General features: G+C 58.1%; 17 protein-coding genes. 13 read left to right on the top strand and 4 right to left on the bottom strand.

Annotated features, from left to right (window positions below; translation table 11 throughout):
* The first annotated feature begins 183 nt into the window (after positions 1-183).
* The 8 genes from csrD (at position 184) to tldD (ending at position 12739) form a co-directional block, all read left to right on the top strand.
* Complete coding sequence (csrD, locus tag D7S44_RS11875) at positions 184-2133, top strand: RNase E specificity factor CsrD (RefSeq protein WP_120455075.1); 1950 nt, start codon at positions 184-186, stop codon at positions 2131-2133.
* A 311-nt stretch (positions 2134-2444) separates the two neighbouring features.
* Positions 2445-3488, top strand: coding sequence for a rod shape-determining protein MreB (gene mreB / locus D7S44_RS11870; RefSeq protein WP_003855260.1), 1044 nt, complete (start codon positions 2445-2447; stop codon positions 3486-3488).
* A gap of 147 nt (positions 3489-3635) precedes the next feature.
* Entirely contained in the window at positions 3636-4658 is a 1023-nt protein-coding gene (mreC, locus tag D7S44_RS11865) for a rod shape-determining protein MreC (RefSeq protein ID WP_120455073.1), read from the top strand.
* Positions 4655-5143 carry a rod shape-determining protein MreD gene (mreD, locus tag D7S44_RS11860; protein ID WP_120455071.1) on the top strand — a complete coding sequence of 163 codons (489 nt, stop codon included), beginning with the start codon at positions 4655-4657 and terminating at the stop codon, positions 5141-5143. The genes mreC and mreD overlap by 4 nt, the downstream gene beginning before the upstream one ends.
* A gap of 8 nt (positions 5144-5151) precedes the next feature.
* The gene (locus D7S44_RS11855; protein WP_120455069.1) at positions 5152-5733 is read left to right on the top strand and encodes a Maf family protein; all 582 of its coding nucleotides are present in this window, start codon (positions 5152-5154) and stop codon (positions 5731-5733) included.
* Position 5734: 1 nt separating this feature from the next.
* Complete coding sequence (rng, locus tag D7S44_RS11850; protein ID WP_120455068.1) at positions 5735-7204, top strand: ribonuclease G; 1470 nt, start codon at positions 5735-5737, stop codon at positions 7202-7204.
* Between the two features lie 147 nt (positions 7205-7351).
* Complete coding sequence (gene yhdP / locus D7S44_RS11845; RefSeq protein WP_120455066.1) at positions 7352-11167, top strand: AsmA2 domain-containing protein YhdP; 3816 nt, start codon at positions 7352-7354, stop codon at positions 11165-11167.
* 126 nt (positions 11168-11293) lie between these two features.
* Positions 11294-12739 carry a metalloprotease TldD gene (gene tldD, locus D7S44_RS11840; RefSeq protein ID WP_120455064.1) on the top strand — a complete coding sequence of 482 codons (1446 nt, stop codon included), beginning with the start codon at positions 11294-11296 and terminating at the stop codon, positions 12737-12739.
* A gap of 31 nt (positions 12740-12770) precedes the next feature.
* Here the strand turns inward: tldD and aaeR are convergent, their stop codons facing one another.
* Positions 12771-13688: an HTH-type transcriptional activator AaeR gene (gene aaeR, locus D7S44_RS11835; protein WP_120455062.1), complete on the bottom strand. Its 918-nt coding sequence runs from the start codon at positions 13686-13688 to the stop codon at positions 12771-12773.
* Positions 13689-13960: 272 nt separating this feature from the next.
* On the opposite strand from aaeR, the gene aaeX reads away from it, so the two are divergent.
* The 5 genes from aaeX to D7S44_RS11810 all read left to right on the top strand — a co-directional run bounded on the left by aaeX (position 13961) and on the right by D7S44_RS11810 (position 18961).
* Positions 13961-14164, top strand: coding sequence for a p-hydroxybenzoic acid efflux pump operon protein AaeX (aaeX, locus tag D7S44_RS11830; protein WP_033754795.1), 204 nt, complete (start codon positions 13961-13963; stop codon positions 14162-14164).
* 7 nt (positions 14165-14171) lie between these two features.
* Positions 14172-15104: a p-hydroxybenzoic acid efflux pump subunit AaeA gene (aaeA, locus tag D7S44_RS11825; protein WP_120455060.1), complete on the top strand. Its 933-nt coding sequence runs from the start codon at positions 14172-14174 to the stop codon at positions 15102-15104.
* Positions 15105-15115: 11 nt separating this feature from the next.
* Positions 15116-17071, top strand: a complete 1956-nt coding sequence (aaeB, locus tag D7S44_RS11820; RefSeq protein ID WP_120455059.1) for a p-hydroxybenzoic acid efflux pump subunit AaeB — start codon at positions 15116-15118, stop codon at positions 17069-17071.
* A 110-nt stretch (positions 17072-17181) separates the two neighbouring features.
* Complete coding sequence (locus tag D7S44_RS11815) at positions 17182-18642, top strand: NAD-dependent succinate-semialdehyde dehydrogenase (protein WP_120455057.1); 1461 nt, start codon at positions 17182-17184, stop codon at positions 18640-18642.
* A 49-nt stretch (positions 18643-18691) separates the two neighbouring features.
* Entirely contained in the window at positions 18692-18961 is a 270-nt protein-coding gene (locus tag D7S44_RS11810) for a barstar family protein (RefSeq protein ID WP_120455055.1), read from the top strand.
* Positions 18962-19018: 57 nt separating this feature from the next.
* Here the strand turns inward: D7S44_RS11810 and yhcN (D7S44_RS11805) are convergent, their stop codons facing one another.
* The 3 genes from yhcN (D7S44_RS11805) to yhcN (D7S44_RS11795) form a co-directional block, all read right to left on the bottom strand.
* On the bottom strand, positions 19019-19282 hold the full coding sequence (yhcN, locus tag D7S44_RS11805; protein WP_120455053.1) for a peroxide/acid stress response protein YhcN: 264 nt from the start codon (positions 19280-19282) through the stop codon (positions 19019-19021).
* 95 nt (positions 19283-19377) lie between these two features.
* The gene (locus tag D7S44_RS11800) at positions 19378-19644 is read right to left on the bottom strand and encodes a YdgH/BhsA/McbA-like domain containing protein (protein WP_120455051.1); all 267 of its coding nucleotides are present in this window, start codon (positions 19642-19644) and stop codon (positions 19378-19380) included.
* A 91-nt stretch (positions 19645-19735) separates the two neighbouring features.
* Complete coding sequence (yhcN, locus tag D7S44_RS11795) at positions 19736-19999, bottom strand: peroxide/acid stress response protein YhcN (RefSeq protein ID WP_120455050.1); 264 nt, start codon at positions 19997-19999, stop codon at positions 19736-19738.
* Positions 20000-20089 lie beyond the last annotated feature (90 nt).

Below are 20089 nucleotides of genomic sequence, written 5' to 3'. Positions count from 1 at the left end.
GCCGATGAGAATGCGCCGAAAAGGTGAACGACGAAGAATAACCGTTGTCTGGTACGGATATACTTGCTCATCTTACGCAGCGGCGCTGCCGCATAGCGAAATTTGTGCTATTTTGCTCGCGCTTGCGTCAGGCGCGGCGCAGGGCGGGCAAACGGGTCACTACCGCAGCGAACAGGCACAGGGATGCGAATAACCACGAAACTATCTGCGTTTATCACCTCTTTAAGCTTACTGGCCATGTTTCTAATGCTGGTGGGCTGCGCTTTTAGCGTTTACTGGCTAACGCACCAGCGTGTTGAAGAACGTGTACAAACGCTGGCGACCGAAGTGGATCAAGCGCTGCTGACGCAGCCCACTGACGCACTGCGCAGCTGGATGCTGCACACCATGACGGTAATTAATGCCGAACGGGTCGAGCTGCGCAACGGCAGGGAGGTCACGTTCAGGCTTAACCGGCATGAAAACCCGATGCTGGAAGATGAAACCAACCGTTTTATTCAGTTTGACGTGCCGCTGCTGCATCAGCAGGGCGTCACGCTGCGCGTCGTCGTGCTCGATCCCGCCAGAACCTGGTTCCAGTCCTTTACCGGCGTCTATACCCTGGCGGCCATTCTCTTTGTGGTGCTGGTGATGAGCCTGCTGCTGTTTATGATGCACTGCTGGCTCAACCGGCAGTGGCGCGGCATGGAACGACTGGAAAAGCGCGCCGAGGCGATTCTGGCGGGCGAACGAACGCAGCTGCGCAAGGGTGACGTCGATGAATGGCCGCCGCGCGCCAGCAGCGCTATCGATCTGCTGCTGAACGATCTCCAGGAGGCGGGCGAGCAGCGGCTGCGCATCGACACGCTGATCCGCGCCTTCGCCGCGCAGGACAGCCGCACCGGCCTGAATAATCGGCTTTTTTTCGATAACCAGCTGGCGACGCTGCTGGAGGATCAGGAAGATGTCGGCACGCACGGCGTGGTAATGATGGTGCGCCTGCCCGATCTCGATATGCTCAATGAAACCCTGGGCACGACGCTGGTGGATGAGTATCTCTACGATCTGGTCAATATGCTCTCTACGTTTGTGCTGCGCTATCCCGGCGCGCTGCTGGCCCGCTATTTTCGCAGCGATTTTGCGGTGTTGCTGCCGCATCGCAGCCTGAAAGAGGCCAACGGCATCGCGGACCAGCTGATCAATGCGGTGGATTCGCTGCCGCCGATGCGCATGGTGAACCGCGACGATCTGATCCATATCGGCATCAGCGCCTGGCACAGCGGCCAGAGCGTGTCGCAGGTCATGGATAACGTAGAAATGGCGACGCGGCGCGCGGCGCTGCTGGGCGGCAACAACTGGTCCAACGGCGAAGGCAATCCGCTGGACGCCGGGCGCGGCAGCGTGCGCTGGCGAACGCTGCTGGAAAATACCCTGAGCCGCGGCGGCCCGCGTCTCTATCAGAAACCGGCGGTGCTGCTGGACGGCAGCGTCCATCACCGCGAGCTGCTGATGCGTATCTTCGACGGCGATAAAGAGGTGCTGGCGGCTGAGTTTATGCCGCTGGTGCTGCAGTTCGGCATGGCGGACGGCTGGGATCGCCAGCTGGTCACGCGTATCGCCGCCTTATCTGATGTCTGGCCTGACGAAACGCTGGCGCTGCCGATTAATATCGACTCGCTGCTACAGCGTCCTTTTATCAACTGGCTGCAGAATATGCTGTTGCAGTGTACGAAAGGGCAAAGAAAACGATTTTTATTTGAACTTGCTGAGGCAGATGTTTGTCAACACATCAACCGCTTAGCGCCAGTATTCCGCGCGCTGCAGGCGTTTGGCTGTCGTATCGCTGTCGATCAGGCCGGTTTAACCGTGGTGAGTAGCGCCTATATCAGGCAATTCCCCATCGATTTGATCAAGCTCGATCCCGGCCTGGTGCGCAATATCGATCGGCGTACCGAAAACCAGCTGTTTGTGCAGAGCCTGCTGGAAGTGTGCAAATCCGCCCAGACGCAGGTTTTCGCGACGGGCGTGCGGACGCACGCTGAATGGCAGACGCTTATCGGCCTGGGCGTATCGGGCGGGCAGGGCGATCTTTTTGCGCCGTCGCTGCCGGTAAACAGTAATGTGAAAAAGTATTCACAACGCTATCATATTTAGCCCGTTCCGAGGGCGGCCGTCTAAAGCAGGCTTTTGCCGACAGGCAGCGGCGGTGGCATCGCCAACATCCTGTAGCGGAAATGTTAGATTTTATGTCGAACGAGCGCGCCAGAACCGGCGCAGAAAGCGGGTAAAACGGGTGAATACCGCTGTTTTACTCCCGTTAATTCTCGCTGACGATCGTATTAAGTCAAAATGGTCTATTTTTTCACCGAAGCAGAACGTTTTTGCGCCTTGTGGCGGCTTCGCGTGGTTGGTAAAGTAAGCGGATTTTATTTTCCGCCCCCAGCTTGCAGGATTATCCTTTAGATATGTTTAAAAAATTTCGTGGCATGTTTTCCAATGACTTGTCCATTGACCTGGGTACCGCGAATACCCTGATTTATGTAAAAGGACAAGGCATCGTGCTGAACGAGCCTTCCGTGGTTGCCATTCGCCAGGACCGTGCCGGGTCCCCAAAGAGCGTGGCGGCCGTTGGCCATGATGCAAAACAGATGCTCGGCCGTACGCCAGGTAATATTGCAGCGATTCGCCCGATGAAGGATGGCGTGATCGCGGATTTTTTCGTTACTGAAAAAATGCTGCAGCACTTTATCAAACAGGTGCACAGCAACAGCTTTATGCGTCCGAGCCCGCGCGTGCTGGTATGCGTGCCGGTCGGCGCGACTCAGGTAGAGCGTCGTGCTATTCGTGAATCCGCGCAGGGTGCGGGCGCGCGCGAAGTCTTTCTGATTGAAGAGCCGATGGCGGCAGCAATCGGTGCTGGCCTGCCGGTTTCAGAGGCGACCGGCTCAATGGTCGTCGATATCGGCGGCGGTACCACCGAAGTGGCGGTCATCTCCCTGAACGGCGTGGTTTACTCCTCGTCGGTCCGTATCGGCGGCGACCGCTTCGACGAAGCCATTATTAATTATGTGCGTCGTAACTATGGCTCGCTGATTGGCGAAGCGACGGCGGAGCGTATCAAGCATGAGATCGGCTCAGCCTATCCGGGCGACGAAGTACGCGAAATCGAAGTACGCGGTCGTAACCTTGCGGAAGGGGTGCCGCGCGGCTTTACGCTGAACTCAAATGAAATTCTTGAAGCGCTGCAGGAGCCGCTGACCGGCATCGTGAGCGCAGTAATGGTCGCGCTGGAGCAATGCCCGCCGGAACTGGCGTCGGATATCTCCGAACGCGGCATGGTGCTGACCGGCGGCGGCGCGCTGCTGCGCAACCTGGATCGTCTGCTGATGGAAGAGACCGGTATTCCGGTGGTCGTCGCAGAAGATCCGCTGACCTGCGTGGCGCGCGGTGGCGGTAAAGCGCTGGAAATGATCGACATGCATGGCGGCGATTTGTTCAGCGAAGAATAATCGCCTCAATCGGCTGAGACCTGAATCGAAATGCGCAGGGAGTCGCGTGGAAGCTAACGCCGTGTGCGTTAGCGTCAGACGTCCAGCCCAGGGAAGTACGGCGATGGCCGTACTTCCTTACCTGTTGTCGAGGAACACGCAGAATATATGAAGCCGATTTTTAGCAGGGGACCTTCCCTGCAGTTGCGCCTGTTTTTGGCGGTGATAGTAGCCATCGCGATAATCGTCGCCGACAGCCGCCTGGGGTCGTTTACCCAAATTCGCAACTATCTGGACACATCGGTCAGCCCGTTTTATTTCCTGGCCAACGGCCCGCGACAGATTCTTGACGGCATTTCCGGTTCGCTGGCGTCACGTCAGCAGCTTGAGCTGGAAAATAAAGCCCTGCGCCGCGAGCTTTTCCTGAAAAACAGCGACCTGCTGATGCTGGGGCAATATAAGCAGGAAAACGCGCGCCTGCGCGAACTGCTGGGCTCGCCGCTGCGTCAGGATGAGCACAAGATGGTGACGCAGGTGATCTCCACCGGCACCGATCCCTACACTGATCAAGTAGTTATCGACAAAGGCAGCGTTAACGGTGTCTACGAAGGCCAGCCGGTCATTAGTGACAAAGGTGTGGTTGGTCAGGTGATCGCCGTCGGCCAGGTGACCAGTCGCGTTCTGCTGATTTGCGATGCGTCGCACGCGCTGCCGATTCAGGTGCTGCGCAACGACATTCGCGTCATCGCGGCAGGTAACGGCTGTACCGAAGATCTGCAGCTGGAGCATCTGCCGGGCAATACCGATATTCGCGTCGGCGATATGCTGGTGACGTCCGGGCTGGGCGGTCGTTTCCCGGAAGGTTATCCGGTCGCGGTTGTCTCTTCCGTGAAGGTGGACACGCAGCGGGCTTATACCGTGATTCAGGCGCGGCCAACCGCCGGTCTGCAACGCCTGCGCTATCTGCTGCTGCTGTGGGGCGCGGACAAGAACGGCGATATGCCGATGGCGCCGGATGAAGTCCATCGCGTCGCTAACGAGCGCCTGATGCAAATGATGCCGCAGGTGTTGCCGCCAGCGGGCGAGATGGGCCCGCCTGCGCCATCCGCGCAAATGGGACCGCCTGCGCCGACCAGCAGCGGCAACGGCGCGCAAAGCGCGCCTGCGAACGGGCACGGAGGCCAGCCTTGAGTCGTTACCGCAGCCAGGGGCGTTGGGTCATCTGGCTGTCCTTTCTTGCCGCTCTCGTATTGCAGATTATGCCGTGGCCGGAACAGCTCTATATATTCCGGCCCTCATGGATCCTGCTTATCCTGGTCTACTGGGTGCTGGCGCTGCCGCACCGCGTCAACGTCGGCACCGGCTTTGTGCTGGGCGGCGTAATGGATCTGATTGCCGGGTCCACCCTTGGCGTGCGCGCGCTGGCGCTCAGCATCATCGCTTACCTGGTCGCTTTTAAATTCCAGCTTTTCCGCAACTTAGCGTTGTGGCAGCAGGCTTTAATGGTTATGGTGCTGTCACTGGCGGTGGACGTGATTGTCTTTTGGGCGGAATTTTTGGTGATCAACGTTTCATTCAGGCCTGAAATTTTCTGGAGCAGCGTTATCGACGGGATTCTCTGGCCCTGGCTATTCTTATTGATGAGAAAGATTCGTCGTCAGTTCGCTGTTCAGTAAGGAATTTTATGCTATCCCTCTATCTGGCTTCCGGTTCACCGCGTCGACGTGAGCTGCTGACGCAGCTTGGCCTGCAGTTTGAACGTCTCCATACCGATGTTGAAGAGCAACGCCGTCCTGATGAAGCGGCGGAAAACTATGTGCGCCGTCTGGCAAATGACAAAGCGCGCGCTGGCGTCGCCGTGGCGGAGCAGGACCTGCCGGTGCTGGGCGCGGATACTATCGTCGTGCTCAACGGCGACGTGCTGGAAAAACCGCGCGACGCCGCGGATGCCGCCGCAATGCTGACGCGTCTGTCCGCTCAGACGCATCAGGTGATGACCGCCGTTGCGCTTGCCGATCGCGAACGCTCGCTCGACTGCCTGGTGACGACGGATGTCACGTTTCGACTGTTAAGCGCGGCGGACATCGCCGCCTATATCGCGACCGGCGAGTCGATGGATAAAGCCGGGGCATACGGAATTCAGGGCATGGGTGGAAACTTTGTCCGCAAAATTAATGGAAGCTATCACGCGGTTGTCGGATTGCCGTTGGTTGAGACAGGCGAGTTATTCAGCCATTTTCAGTCACTGCGTGCCGTAAGGGGATAACATGACGGCTGAATTACTGGTCAACGTCACGCCTTCCGAGACGCGCGTTGCTTATATTGACGGCGGCATTTTGCAGGAAATCCATATCGAGCGCGAAGCGCGGCGCGGTATTGTCGGTAATATCTACAAAGGACGCGTCAGTCGCGTGCTGCCCGGCATGCAGGCGGCTTTTGTCGATATCGGTCTGGAGAAAGCCGCTTTTTTGCACGCCTCCGATATTATGCCGCACACCGAGTGCGTGGCTGGCGATGAAAAGAAAAACTTTATCGTGCGCGATATCGCCGAACTGGTGCGCCAGGGTCAGGATCTGATGGTGCAGGTGGTCAAAGATCCGCTCGGCACCAAAGGCGCGCGTCTCACCACCGACATTACGCTGCCGTCGCGCTATCTGGTATTTATGCCTGGCGCTTCGCACGTCGGCGTCTCCCAGCGTATTGAGAGCGAAAGCGAGCGCGAGCGCCTGAAAGCGGTAGTGGCGGATTACTGCGACGATCTTGGCGGCTTTATTATCCGCACCGCGGCGGAAGGCATCGGTGAAGAGGAGCTGGCGCAGGACGCCGCTTTCCTGAAACGGCTCTGGACCAAAGTCACCGAGCGTAAAAAACGCAACCAGACCCGCTGCCTGCTCTATGGCGAACTGGCGCTGGCGCAGCGCATCCTGCGCGATTTCGCCGGCGCGGCGCTGGATCGCATCCGTGTCGATTCACGCCTCACCTGCGAACTGCTGGTGGAGTTTACGCGTGAATACATTCCAGAAATGGCCGACAAGCTGGAGCTTTACGCCGGCAAACAGCCGATCTTCGATCTCTTTGATGTTGAGAATGAGATACAGCGCTCGCTGGACCGCAAGGTAGAGCTTAAATCAGGCGGTTACCTCATCATCGATCAGACCGAAGCGATGACCACTATCGACATCAACACCGGCGCCTTTGTCGGGCACCGCAATCTGGATGAAACGATATTCAATACCAACGTCGAGGCGACGCAGGCGATTGCGCGCCAGCTGCGACTGCGCAACCTCGGCGGCATTATCATCATCGACTTTATCGATATGAGTAATGAAGAGCACCGGCGCCGCGTGTTGCACTCGCTGGAGTCGGCGCTGAGTAAAGATCGGGTCAAAACCGGCATCCACGGCTTTTCGGCGCTCGGGCTGGTGGAGATGACGCGCAAGCGCACGCGCGAAAGCATCGAGCATGTGCTGTGCGAGGATTGCCCGGTCTGCAAAGGGCGCGGCACGCTGAAAACCGTAGAGACGGTCTGCTACGAAATCATGCGTGAAATCGTCCGTGTCCATCACGCCTATGATGCCGATCGTTTTCTGGTTTATGTTTCTCCTGCGGTCGGCGAAGCGTTGAAAAGCGAGGAGTCGCACGCGCTGGCAGAGGTGGAAATTTTCGTCGGCAAACAGGTCAAGGTACATATCGAACCGCTCTATACCCAGGAGCAATTCGACGTTGTGATGATGTAATCCCGCGCGTTCGGGCGTAATCGCTCGCCGCCGGGCTAAAAATGCGGCCTTGCTTAGGTTAAAATGCGCATTCATACCGATAATTGTCTGGCGACGGTTGAGTATGAAGATAACCATCCGTCAAACACGGAAGACAAGGAGAGGTGTGTGAGGCAGTTGCCGAGGATTTTGTTACTGCTGGTTGCGACCGCAATTGTGATTGTGGCGCTGCTGGTCAGCGGGCTGCGTCTGGTCATGCCGCACCTCGACAGCTACCGCAGCGAGATTCTGGCGACGGTGTCGCGCGCCATCGGCGTCAGCGTTACCGGCGAAGAGGTGCGCGGTCGATGGGAAACCTTTGGTCCGACGCTCCAGATCCGCGACCTGCGTATCGATATGCAGGAGAACGGCAAGCTCGATATCGCCCGCGTTACGCTGGCGCTGGATGTCTGGCAGTCGCTGCTTCACTGGCGCTGGCAGTTTCGCGATCTCACCTTCTGGCAGCTGCGTCTCGACAGCAACCGTCCGCTTTTTTCCAGCGATGAAAAGAAAAACAGTTTCAAACCCGGACGCATCAACGAACTCTTTCTGCGTCAGTTCGACCACTTCGATCTGCGCGACAGCTCTATCTTTTTCCGCACCCCTTCTGGCCAGCGCGCCGAACTGGCGATTCCCAAACTTACCTGGCTGAACGAAAAAAACCGTCATCGCGCAGAAGGCGAGGTGAGTCTTTCCAGTTTTACCGGCCAGCACGGCGTGGTGCAGGTGCGGCTCGATCTTAACGACAACGAAGGTTTGCTCAACGACGGACGCATCTGGATGCAGGCGGACGACGTCGACGTGCGGCCATGGCTGGGACGCTGGATGCGTGACAACACGCGACTCGACAGCGCGCGCTTCAGCCTGGCGGCCTGGATCAACCTGCGCGACGGCGATCTCTACGCGGGCGATCTGCTGTTGCGCGAAGGCGGCGCTAACTGGCAGGGCGAGGATGGTTCGCATCATCTGCAGGTAGATGGCCTGACCGCGCATCTCTCGCGCTATCAGAACGGCTGGATGGTTAACGTGCCGCAGACGCGTCTCAGCACCGACGGCCAGGCCTGGCCTGCGGGCCACTTTGCGCTGCTCTGGACGCCGCAGGATAAACAGCTGCTCGGTCCCGATCATCAGGGCGAAGTGCGCGTCAGGGCGACGCAGCTGGCGCTGAACCGCATTGCGCCGCTGGTGCCGCTCTTCGCGCCGCTGTCGCCGTCGCTGTTTGAAAACTGGCGCGCGCTCCAGCCGCAGGGCACCGTGGAAGGGCTGGCGCTGGACATTCCTTTGCAGCAGCCGGATCAGACGCGCATGCAGGTAAAGTGGCGCGATTTCCGCTGGCAACCCTGGCAGCTGCTGCCAGGCGTCAGCAACCTCAGCGGCGAAGCGCGCGGCAGCCTCAGCAACGGCCAGCTGACCGTCGAGATGGGTCGCACTGATGTGCCCTATAGCGCCATGTTCAATGCGCCGCTGGAGATCCATCAGCTGCACGGCTCGCTGAGCTGGCTACGCGATGGCAACGGATTAACGCTTGATGGCCGCAATCTTGATGTGCAGGCGCGTTCGCTCTGGGCGCGCGGCGATTTTCGCTATCAGCAAAACCTCGGGCGCGAGCCGCGCCTCGATATTCTCGCTGGCATCCGCGTTACCAACGCGGGGGACGCCTGGCGCTACTTCCCGCAGCCGTTAATGGGCAAGGCGCTGACGCACTATCTGAGCGGCGCGATTAAAGGCGGTCAGGTCGATAACGCCACGCTGCTGTTTGCCGGCAATCCAAAGCTGTTCCCGTTCCGCCATAACGACGGCATGTTTCAGGTATGGGTGCCGCTGCGTCAGGCGACCTATGCATTTCAACCCAACTGGCCTGACGTGACGCAGCTGGATATCGATCTCAACTTCATCAACGACGGGCTATGGATGAAGGCGCCTCACTTCAGGCTGAGCGATGTGGATGTCAGCAACTTCAGCGCGGTCATCCCGGATTACCTGAAAGAGAAGCTGCTTATCGACGGCGATATCAGCGGCGATGGCGATGAGATCGGACATTATTTCCAGGATACGCCGCTGAAAGCGTCGCTGGGCGCGGCGCTGGAACAGCTGCAGATTAAGGGAAAAACGCAGGGACACCTGAAGCTTGATATTCCGCTCGACGGCGAGCTGGTGCACGCCAGCGGCAATGTGGATCTCAACAACAACGGGCTGCACATCAAGCCGCTCGGTACTACTTTAGAGAACCTGACCGGGCGTTTCCGCTTCAATAACGGCAATCTGGATAGCGACAGGCTTCAGGCGAACTGGTTCGGTCAGCCGGTCAACGTCAGCTTTAGCACTAAAGAGAATCCGCAAGACTTCGGCATTAACATCAAACTCGACGGCGACTGGCAACCGGCGAAACTGTCGAAAGTGCCTGCACAGATCGCCAGTCAGCTTAGCGGACATCTGCCGTGGCAGGGAGACGTTAACATTACGCTGCCGCATCAGGGCGGCGCGCGATATGACATCAACCTCAAAGGCGACGCGAAAGAAGTAAGCAGTCGCTTACCTGCACCGCTTGATAAAGCGAGCGGCGCAGCGATGCCTGTCGAAGTTAACGCCAGCGGCGATCTGAAACAGTTCGAACTCAGCGGCAGCGTGGCGCATCGCCATCGTTTCAACAGCCGCTGGATACTGGAGCCGCAGCTGCGTGTCGATCGCGGTATCTGGCTTAACGATACGCGCAGCAAACCTGCGCTGCCCGATCGCGCCGGCATGGTGTTGAATCTGCCGGCGCTGGACGGAGAAGCCTGGGCAGGATTGATGATGGCGGGCGGCGCCGGTAACGGACGCGGCGCGAACGAGATGGGCGGCGTCGCCTTACCGGGCGACTTCACCTTGCGCAGCCCGGCGGTCACGCTGGCGGGGCAGCAGTGGCATGACGTGGACGCTACCCTTGAGCAAGGCGTCAACGGCAACAGCAGCGTCGCTATCAAAGGGCGCGAAATTCGCGGCACGCTGGCGATGGCGCAAAACGCCGCGTGGCGCGTGGCGCTCGACTACCTTTACTACAACCCCGAATGGCAAAGCGGCGACAGCAGCAGCGCGGAGCGGCAGCAGCAGGCCAGCAAAATTGATTTCAGTCGCTGGCCAGCGCTGCAGTTAAGCTGCGCCGAGTGCTGGCTGCGCGGACAGAAATTTGGCCGAATTCAGGCGCAGGTTGCGCCGAAAGGTGATACGTTAGCGCTTACTAACGGGCTGGTCGATACGGGCAGCTCGCGTCTTAACGTCTCCGGCGAATGGGTCAACAGCCCCAACGCCCCGCGCACCTCGCTGAAAGGCACGCTGAGCGGCAGCAATATCAACAATGCCACCAACTGGTTTGGGGTCAACACGCCGCTGCGCGACGCCTCGTTCAGGGTCGATTACGATCTACACTGGCGCTCGGCACCGTGGCAGCCTTCAGAAGAGACGATGAGCGGCACGCTTAAAACCCATTTCGGCAAAGGACAGATTGCCGACGTCAATACCGGGACGGCGGGACAGCTGCTGCGTCTGATGAGCTTCGATGCGCTGCTGCGTAAGCTGCGTTTCGATTTTAGCGATACCTTTAATAATGACGGCTTCTATTTCGACTCCATCAATGGCACCGCGTGGATTGAAAATGGCGTGATGCGCACAGATAACCTGCTGGTGGATGGCCTGGAAGCGGATATCGCTATGCAGGGCAAGGTAGATTTAGTGAAGCGCAATATCGATATGGAAGCGGTCGTCGCGCCGGAGATCTCCGCCTCTGTAGGCGTAGCGACTGCCTTCGCCATCAATCCGGTTGTGGGCGCGGCGGTATTCGCGGCCAGCAAAGTGCTGGGGCCGCTGTGGAATAAAATCTCACTGCTGCGTTACCACATCGACGGCCCGCTGGATAAGCCGCAAATTAATGAAGTGCTGCGCAAACCGCGCGAAGAAGAGAAGAAGTGAATTTGACGCCGTCCGGGAATTGCCGCAGGCTAGTAAAATCTGACTTTATCAGCGCAGGGCCAAAAGGCTCTGGCGCAGAATGAGTGCGACACCCTCATTATCCGAGCATAAAACGAGCGAGATACGATGACTCTGAACCTGGTAAGTGAGCAGTTGCTAACTGCTAACAATATTAATCAGCAGGACCTGTTTTCCCTGTTAGGGCAGCTTTCAGAACGTCGTCTGGATTATGCCGATCTCTATTTTCAGTCCAGCTTCCATGAGTCCTGGGTGCTGGAAGACAAAATCATCAAAGACGGCTCCTGGCATATTGACCAGGGCGTTGGCGTGCGCGCCGTCAGCGGCGAAAAAACCGGCTTCGCCTATGCCGACCAGATCACCCTGAACGCGCTGCGCCAGTCGGCGGAAGCGGCGCGCAGCATTGTGCGCGAACAGGGCAACGGCAAGGCGCATACGCTGTCGAACGTAATGCATCGCGCGCTCTATCAGCCTATTAACCCGCTCGACAGCCTGACGCGCGAGGATAAAATCGCCCTGCTGCAGCGCGTGGACAAAGTGGCGCGCGCCGCAGACGCGCGCGTGCAGGAAGTTAATGCCAGCCTGAGCGGCGTCTATGAGCAGGTGCTGGTCGCAGCGACCGACGGTACGCTGGCGACGGATGTGCGCCCGCTGGTGCGGCTCTCTGTCAGCGTGCTGGTGGAGGATCAGGGCAAACGCGAGCGCGGCGCCAGCGGCGGCGGTGCGCGCGTCGGCTACGAATTCTTCCTCGCCGATGAAAATGGCGACGTGCGCGCCGACGCCTGGGCGAAAGAAGCGGTGCGTATGGCGCTGGTCAATCTCTCCGCCGTCGCCGCGCCAGCGGGCACGTTGCCGGTAGTGCTGGGCGCTGGCTGGCCGGGCGTGCTGTTGCACGAAGCGGTAGGCCATGGTCTGGAGGGCGATTTCAACCGCCGCGAAACCTCGGTATTCAGCGGCAAAATGGGCCAGCTGGTGGCGTCAGAGCTTTGCACCGTAGTCGATGACGGCACCATTGAAGGGCTGCGCGGTTCGCTGGCGGTGGATGATGAAGGCGTTCCTGGCCAGTACAACGTACTGATCGAAAACGGCGTGTTGAAAGGCTATATGCAGGACAAACTCAACGCACGTCTGATGGGCGTCGCGCCGACCGGCAACGGCCGCCGCGAATCCTATGCGCACCTGCCGATGCCGCGTATGACCAACACCTATATGCTGGCAGGCAAATCGACGCCGCAGGAGATTATTGAAAGCGTCGAGTATGGCCTTTACGCGCCTAACTTTGGCGGCGGCCAGGTGGACATCACCTCCGGCAAGTTTGTCTTCTCCACCTCAGAAGCCTATCTGATTGAGAACGGCAAAGTGACGAAACCGGTGAAAGGCGCCACGCTGATCGGTTCCGGCATTGAGGCGATGCAGCAAATCTCTATGGTTGGCAACGATCTGGCGCTGGATAAAGGCGTCGGCGTATGCGGCAAAGAGGGGCAGAGCGTGCCGGTTGGCGTCGGCCAGCCGACGCTGAAGCTGGATAAGCTTACTATCGGCGGCACCGCCTGATACTCCTGACAGCCTGCCATCAGGCGGGCTGTCAGCTTGCGCGGTGCTGTTGATACTGCTCCGCCACCTGCTGGAAATATTCAGTCAGATAGTCTATACAGACCTGTACCTTAAGCGGCAGCTTATCTTTTTCGGTATAGAGCGCATAAACCGGACGCGGATCGGACTGATACTGCGGGAAAAGGATGTCGATTTCGCCCGCATTAATCTCTTCAATCACCCACATCATCGGCACATAGGCGATGCCGTTGCCGGCTTTCAGCCAGCGGATCAGCGTCAGCGAGTCGTTGGTGACGAAACGGCCCTGCGGCGACAGGCGAGTAACCAGCCCTTCGGGCGCGATCAGCTCAAAGTTATTATCCGGACGAACGCTATATTCAAGCCAGGCGAAGTTATCGACGTCGGCCGGTTTCTCCGGCGTGCCGTGCTGCTGCAGATAGCTTTTCGCCGCGCATACCACCATCGGCATCGCGCCGAGGCGGCGAGAAAACAGGCTGGAGTCTTTCAGCGCGCCGACGCGGATGACCAGGTCCAGCCCGTCGGCGATCAGATCCGGCGCCGGGATGCCCGCAACCAGATTCACGCTCAGACCAGGGTACTCACGCAGCATATTGCTGGTCATCTCCGCGAGGACGTTTTGCGCCATCGTCGAGGAGCTGCCGATACGCAGCGTGCCAATCGGCGTGTTGTTGAAAGCGTAGAGCTGCTCATGCACCTGCGAGGCTTCAGCCAGCATACGGCGACAGCCCTGATAGTAGATTTTACCCGCCTCGGTCAGGCCGATACTGCGCGTGCTGCGGTTAAGCAGCTTAACCTGTAGCTCATCTTCCAGTTTCGCCACAATCTGACTGATAGACGAAACGCTGAGGTGAAGCTGGCGCGCGGCGGCGGTAAAAGACCCTAATTCAACCACTTTGGCGAAAATGGACATGCCCTTCAGTCGTTCCATTGTTTACTCTGATTAAAAAGTGATTTAGCTCACATTCTGTAGAAAACGTATAGTCAGGCGCGTTACTATATGCGCGCCCGGGTATTTCCCGGTGATTCGCTTTTGTCCGGGAAGGGTTAAGCCGGTCTGCTGTAAAACGTCTGTTGCTGCCCGATGATACGCTATTATTTACTCAGCAGTGGTTCGGATGCTGCCATCCGCCACCAACTCGTTGCGGCTTGCAGCCGGGCAGGCTAAGGATCATCCCGGCAAGGTCGTACTAAGGATCCCTGATGAGTGTGCTTCCGGTTTTTGTCGTGTTTGGGCTCTCTTTCCCGCCCATTTTCATTGAGTTAATCGTCTCGCTAATGCTGTTCTGGTTAGTGAAACGCCTGTTGACGCCGAGCGGGATTTACGATCTCGTCTGGCATCCGGCGCTTTTTAACACGGCGCTCTATTGCTGTGTGTTTTACCTGGTATCCCGTCTATTCGTCTGAGGTTTAAGTGAAATCGCTAATAAGAAAAATCGCGCGTTACGCGATTACTATCCTGCTGGTCATCATCGCTGTGGTTATCATCTTCCGCGCCTGGGTGTTTTACACCGAGTCGCCGTGGACGCGTGACGCTAAATTCGCTGCGGATGTCGTGGCTATCTCGCCGGATGTGACAGGCCTGATCACTGACGTGCCTGTACATGACAACCAGCTGGTGAAGAAGGGTGACACCCTGTTTGTGGTGGATCGTCCGCGTTATCAAAAAGCGCTGGATCAGGCGCAGGCCGATGTCGAATATTATCAGGCGCTGGTAAGTGAGAAACGCCGTGAAGCGGCGCGCCGCAACCAGCTGGGCACCTCGGCGATGTCGCGCGAAGCGATCGACCAGGCGAACAACGACCTGCAAACCACGGAACATCAACTGGCGAAATCGATCGCCACGCGCGACCTGGCGAAAATCGATCTGGATCGAACCGCCATCACCGCGCCATCCGATGGCTGGGTGACCAACCTCAACGTCTATGAGGGCGAATTCATTACGCGCGGTTCGGTCGCGGTGGCGCTGGTGCAACAGCACTCCTTCTATGTGCTGGCCTATCTTGAAGAGACCAAGCTGCACGGCGTCGAGCCTGGCTATCGCGCGGAAGTGACGCCGCTCGGCAGCAATGTGGTGCTGCGCGGCACCGTCGACAGCGTCGCGGCTGGCGTGACCAACAGCAGCAGCTCGGTCGACAGCAAAGGCATGGCGACCGTGGACTCTAATCTGGAGTGGGTACGACTGGCGCAGCGTGTGCCGGTGCGCATCCGTCTCGATCAGCAGCCTGGCAACCGCTTCCCGGCGGGCACCACCGCAACGGTAGTGATCACCGGGCAAAACGACCGCGCCGATACGCAGACTTCGCCAATGGCGCGTCTCTTTAATCGCCTGCGTGAGTTTGGTTAAGCGGGGCCGATATGATCGAGTTCCTGCGTTTCCCGGTCAAGCTGACCTTCGCGCTGGTAGCGGCGCTGCTGATCGGCTTTCATCTCAACCTTGAAACGCCCCGCTGGGCGGTGATGACCGCTGGCATCGTCGCCGGCGGCACCGCTTTTGTCGCCGGCGGCGATCCCTATTCCGGCGCGCTGCGCTACCGCGGCATTTTGCGTATTATCGGCACCTTTATTGGCTGTATCGCTGCGCTGACCATCATGATCGCCACCGTGCGCGCGCCAGTAGTCATGCTGTTGCTCTGCTGTCTCTGGGCGGGCGTCTGCGTCTGGCTCTCCTCGCTAATCAAAGTTGAAAACTCCTACGCGCTGGGCCTGGCGGGCTATACCGCGCTGATTATCGTCGTGACCTCAGACGCCAGCGGCGGGCTGACGCTGGCGCCGCAGTTTGCGGTGGAGCGCTGTAGCGAGATTGTGCTCGGCATCCTCTGCGCCATCCTGGCTGATATGATCTTCTCGCCGCGCTCCATTAAAAAGGTGATCGACAATGAGGTCGATTCGCTGCTGGTCGCGCATTACCGCCTGCTGCAGCTCTGCGTTGCGCATGAGGACAAAGAGGAAGTCGACAAGGCGTGGAGCGCGCTGGTGCGTCGCACCTCGGCGCTTGGCACCATGCGCGGCCAATTGATGATGGAATCCTCGCGCTGGCAAAACGCCAACCGCCGCCTGCAAATGCTCAGCACGCTTTCGCTGACCATGATTACCCAGGCGGCGGAAACCTTTCTGATCCAGAACGCGCGCCCGGAATATATTCCGCCTCAGTATCGGCTGCTGATAGAAAAGGATGTGGAAAACGTCGCCGACGTGCACAGGCGCATGAAGGTCATGCGACGGGTCATCGGCGCCAGCAGCGACGGCAAAGCGCCCGTGACGCTGGCCAGCTGGGTCGGCGCGGCGACGGAATATTTATTGCTGCTGAAAGGCATTAAAAGCAACAGCCGCATCACGTCGCTGGAAGAGGGCATTCTTGAGCGCGAAGTGGTGATTCAGGCGCGTTCCGCTGAAACGCACCACGCGATGATTAACGGCATCCGCACCTTTGTCGCTACTGCGCTCGGCTCGCTGTTCTGGCTCTATACCGGCTGGACATCCGGCAGCGGCTGCATGGTAATGCTGGCGGTGATCACCGCGCTGGCGATGCGCGTGCCCAATCCGCTGATGATGGCAAAAGACTTTCTCTACGGCATGACCGTAGCGGTGCCGCTCGGCGCGCTCTATTTTATCTTTGTGCTGCCGAATACGCAGCAGAGCGCGCTGTTGCTCTGTATCGCCATCGGGCTGCTCGGTTTTGTCGGCGGTATTTTCGTACAGCGTCGCCAGATCGGTACCCTCGGCGCGCTGATCGGCACCCTGAACGTGCTGGTGCTCGATAACCCGATGAAATTCCAGTTCAACGTTTTTCTCGACAACGTGCTGGGGCAGGTGATCGGCTGCTTCGTGGCGATGATGGTGATCCTGCTTATCCGCGACAAATCGAAAGCGCGTACCGGACGCAAGCTGCTGAACCGCTTTATGTATGCGGCCGTTTCGGCGATGACGACCAACCAGGCGCGCCGCCGCGAAAACCATCTGCCTGCGCTTTATCAGCAGCTGTTTATGTTGCTGAACCTGTTCCCTGGCGATATCGATAAATATCGCATCGCGCTGACGCTGATTATCGGCCACCAGCGGCTGCGTAACGCGGCTGTGCCGGTCAATGCCGACCTGTCGGCCTTTCACCGCCAGCTGCGCTACACGGCAGATCGGGTAATTTCGGCGCGCAGCGATGAGAAACGTCGACACTATTTCGAACAGCTGCTGGCGGAGTTCGATGTCTATCAGCAGAAGCTGGTGCAGTATGACGCGCCGCTTAGCGTTACCGAGCCGGTGAAGCGTCTCGCCGATATGCTGAGCAAATACCAGAACACCCTCATCCAAATCTGAATCTGGCCGCTGCCCGGCGCAGCGGCCTCTCAATGCCACGCCTTCACTAAAACGCCTGCTTTTGCCATCTATACTTTTCTGACAGGAAAAGAACTGACAGGAGCGAACCTATGACGACCCCACTGCACGACAGCGAGCTTTTTCAGACCGGCTATCTGGCCGACGGCGAGTGGCGCCGCACCGCCGCTACCTTTGATGTGTTAAACCCGGCTACGGGCGAGGTGCTGGCCACCGTCGCGAAAGCGGGAAAAGCCGAAACCGAGCAGGCGATTGCCGCAGCTGAACGCGCCTTTCCCGCCTGGCGCGCGCAGACAGCCAAAGCGCGATCGGAAATCCTTTATCGCTGGTATCAACTGATGATCGAGAACAAAGCCTGGCTGGCGCAGTTGATGACCGCCGAGCAGGGTAAGCCACTCAAAGAGGCGGAAGGCGAAGTGGAATACGCTGCCAGCTTTATTCAGTGGTTTGCCGAACAGGCGAAGCGCGCTAACGGCGAAATTATCCCACCCGCCAAACCCGGCTCGCGCATCCTGGCTACGCGCGAACCGATCGGCGTGGTAGCCGCGATTACGCCATGGAATTTCCCCATGGCGATGTTAACGCGCAAACTCGGCCCGGCGCTGGCGGCGGGCTGCACCGGCATTATCAAACCAGCCAACAACACTCCGCTGAGCGCCTTCGCCCTGCTGGCGCTGGCGAAAAAGGCAGGCGTACCGGATGGCGTGCTTAACGCGGTGGCTGGCGATACGCACGCGATCAGCGATGCGATTATGGCGAGCAAGGCGGTACGGAAAATCTCCTTTACCGGATCGACCCAGGTTGGTAAGACGCTGGTGCGCAACGCCGCCGAGACGATGAAAAAGGTATCGATGGAGCTGGGGGGCAATGCGCCCTATATCGTCTTTGACGATGCGGATATTGACGCAGCGGTGAAAGGCGCGATTGCCAATAAATTTCGCAATGCCGGTCAGGTCTGCGTCAGCGTTAACCGCTTCTATATTCATGATGCCGTTTACGATCGATTCGTGAATCAGCTGGCTGACGAAGTGAAAAAGCTTAAGGTTGGCAACGGCGCAGAAGAGGGCGTGGTGGTAGGCCCGCTGATCGAGGCTTCCGCCGTGGATAAAGTTGAAGAGCACGTTAAAGACGCGAAAGCCAAAGGCGGCCGGATCGTCACCGGCGGTGAGCGTCACGCGCTGGGCGGCAACTTCTGGCAGCCGACGGTCATTGCCGACGCGCACGAAGAGATGAAGCTGGCGCAGGAAGAGACGTTCGGACCGGTAGCGGCCTGTTTTCGTTTTAGCGATGAGGCGGAGGTCATTCGCCGCGCCAACGATACGGAATTCGGACTGGCGGCTTATTTCTATACCCAAAACCTGCAGCGCGTCTTTCGCGTTTCGGCCGCGCTTGAAAGCGGCATGATTGGCATCAACGAGTGTGCGGTATCGACCGAGCTGGCGCCGTTCGGCGGCGTCAAAGAGTCGGGGCTGGGACGAGAAGGGTCAGTGCTTGGCCTGGAGGAGTATCTGGAAGTCAAAGCGCTGCATATTGGCGGCCTGAGCGAAAATTAACGCGCGGGCGGCTCCGGCCGCCCGGTAAGGAAGGACAGGAGCCTTCACTATGAAAACCGAGCGTTTCGACTTTAACGAGATTGTCGACCAGTCGCATTTTTTTCGTCAGTTTAGCGAGCGCTTCGCTCTGAATGCGCACCGCATCAGCGATCTGGACGCGTTATGGGACGTGCTCACCGGCGAAGAGCTGCCGATGCCGCTGGAAATTGAATTTATTCATCTTGGAAAGGGGCAGAAGCGGCGCTATGGCGCGCTGATACTGCTTTTTGACGAAGCGGAAGAGGAGCTGGAAGGCCAGCTCCGCTTTAATATTAAGTAACCCGAAAAAGGGCCCCGACAAGCGGGGCCAAGGGGTTCGTCAGTAGTTGACGAGGAATTACTTATAAAGTTCGGCAGTGAAGTGGTAGCTGTCGCCGGTGCGCGCTTCGATCACTTTATAGGCGCTGGCGCCTTGTTCATCGGCTTTCTGAGAAAGCTGCGCGCGATAATCCATCGGCGAGCCGGCTGTACCGCTGATGGTCACTGTTCCCGCAGGCTGCATAGTCTGCGCCTGATCGCCAGTAATCAGCTGCGCTGCCTGAGCGCCAAATGCGATTACGGAAAGCAGACTAACGGTTGCGATGGTTGTTTTGATTTTCATAATTCATCTCCTCATTACAATCAACAACCTGCGGTTGGCATCAGAGTGCGGGTCGTCGATATAGCCAGGCGTCGCATGGGCGCCCGATCGGTTAATTATTTATAAAGCTCAGCCGTGACGTGATAGGTATCGTCCTGGTTATTCTCAATGATGCGATAGTGGCTGGCGCCCTGCGCATCGGCTTTCTGAGAAAGCGCCTGACGAATATTGGTCTGGTCGCCGTCATGGCCGCTGATGCTGATAGTCTGGTTCAGCGGCTGCAGCGTTTCAGCCTGTTGATTTGATACCAGGCTGGCTGCACTGGCACCGAACGACAGAACGGCAGTTAAACTTGCTAAGGCGATAATGGATTTGGTTTTCATGGTCTACTCTCCTGAATTCATCGATTAGGCACCCGATGCGCAATGCGCGCTTCAATAAGGTCGCCGTTACAACGTTGTCTGGTTAACGAACTTATTTATAAAGCTCAGCAGTCGCGTGGTAGTTGCCATTGTTATAGGCCTCGATAACACGGTACGCGCTGGCACCCTGCTGCTCTGCTTTCGCATTCAGTTCGTCATTGATTTGTGCAGGAGAACCGGCTACGCCGCTTACGCTTACTGAACCGATAGACTGCAGATTTTGCGCCTGCTGCGAGTTAACAGATTCTGCTGCAAATGCGCCGAATGACAGTGCTGATAGAATACTCAGGGTTGCGATAGTAGTTTTAACGTTCATATATATTTCCTCGTCGTCTGTTTTTGTCTTTTTGTTTGATGTGATTTGCGTCACGAAAAGAAGTATAGAACTAATAACGCCTGAAATTAA

The sequence above is a fragment of the Pantoea piersonii genome (assembly GCF_003612015.1).
Lineage (GTDB): Bacteria > Pseudomonadota > Gammaproteobacteria > Enterobacterales > Enterobacteriaceae > Pantoea > Pantoea piersonii.
This window is presented reverse-complemented; position numbering and strand designations above follow the sequence as displayed.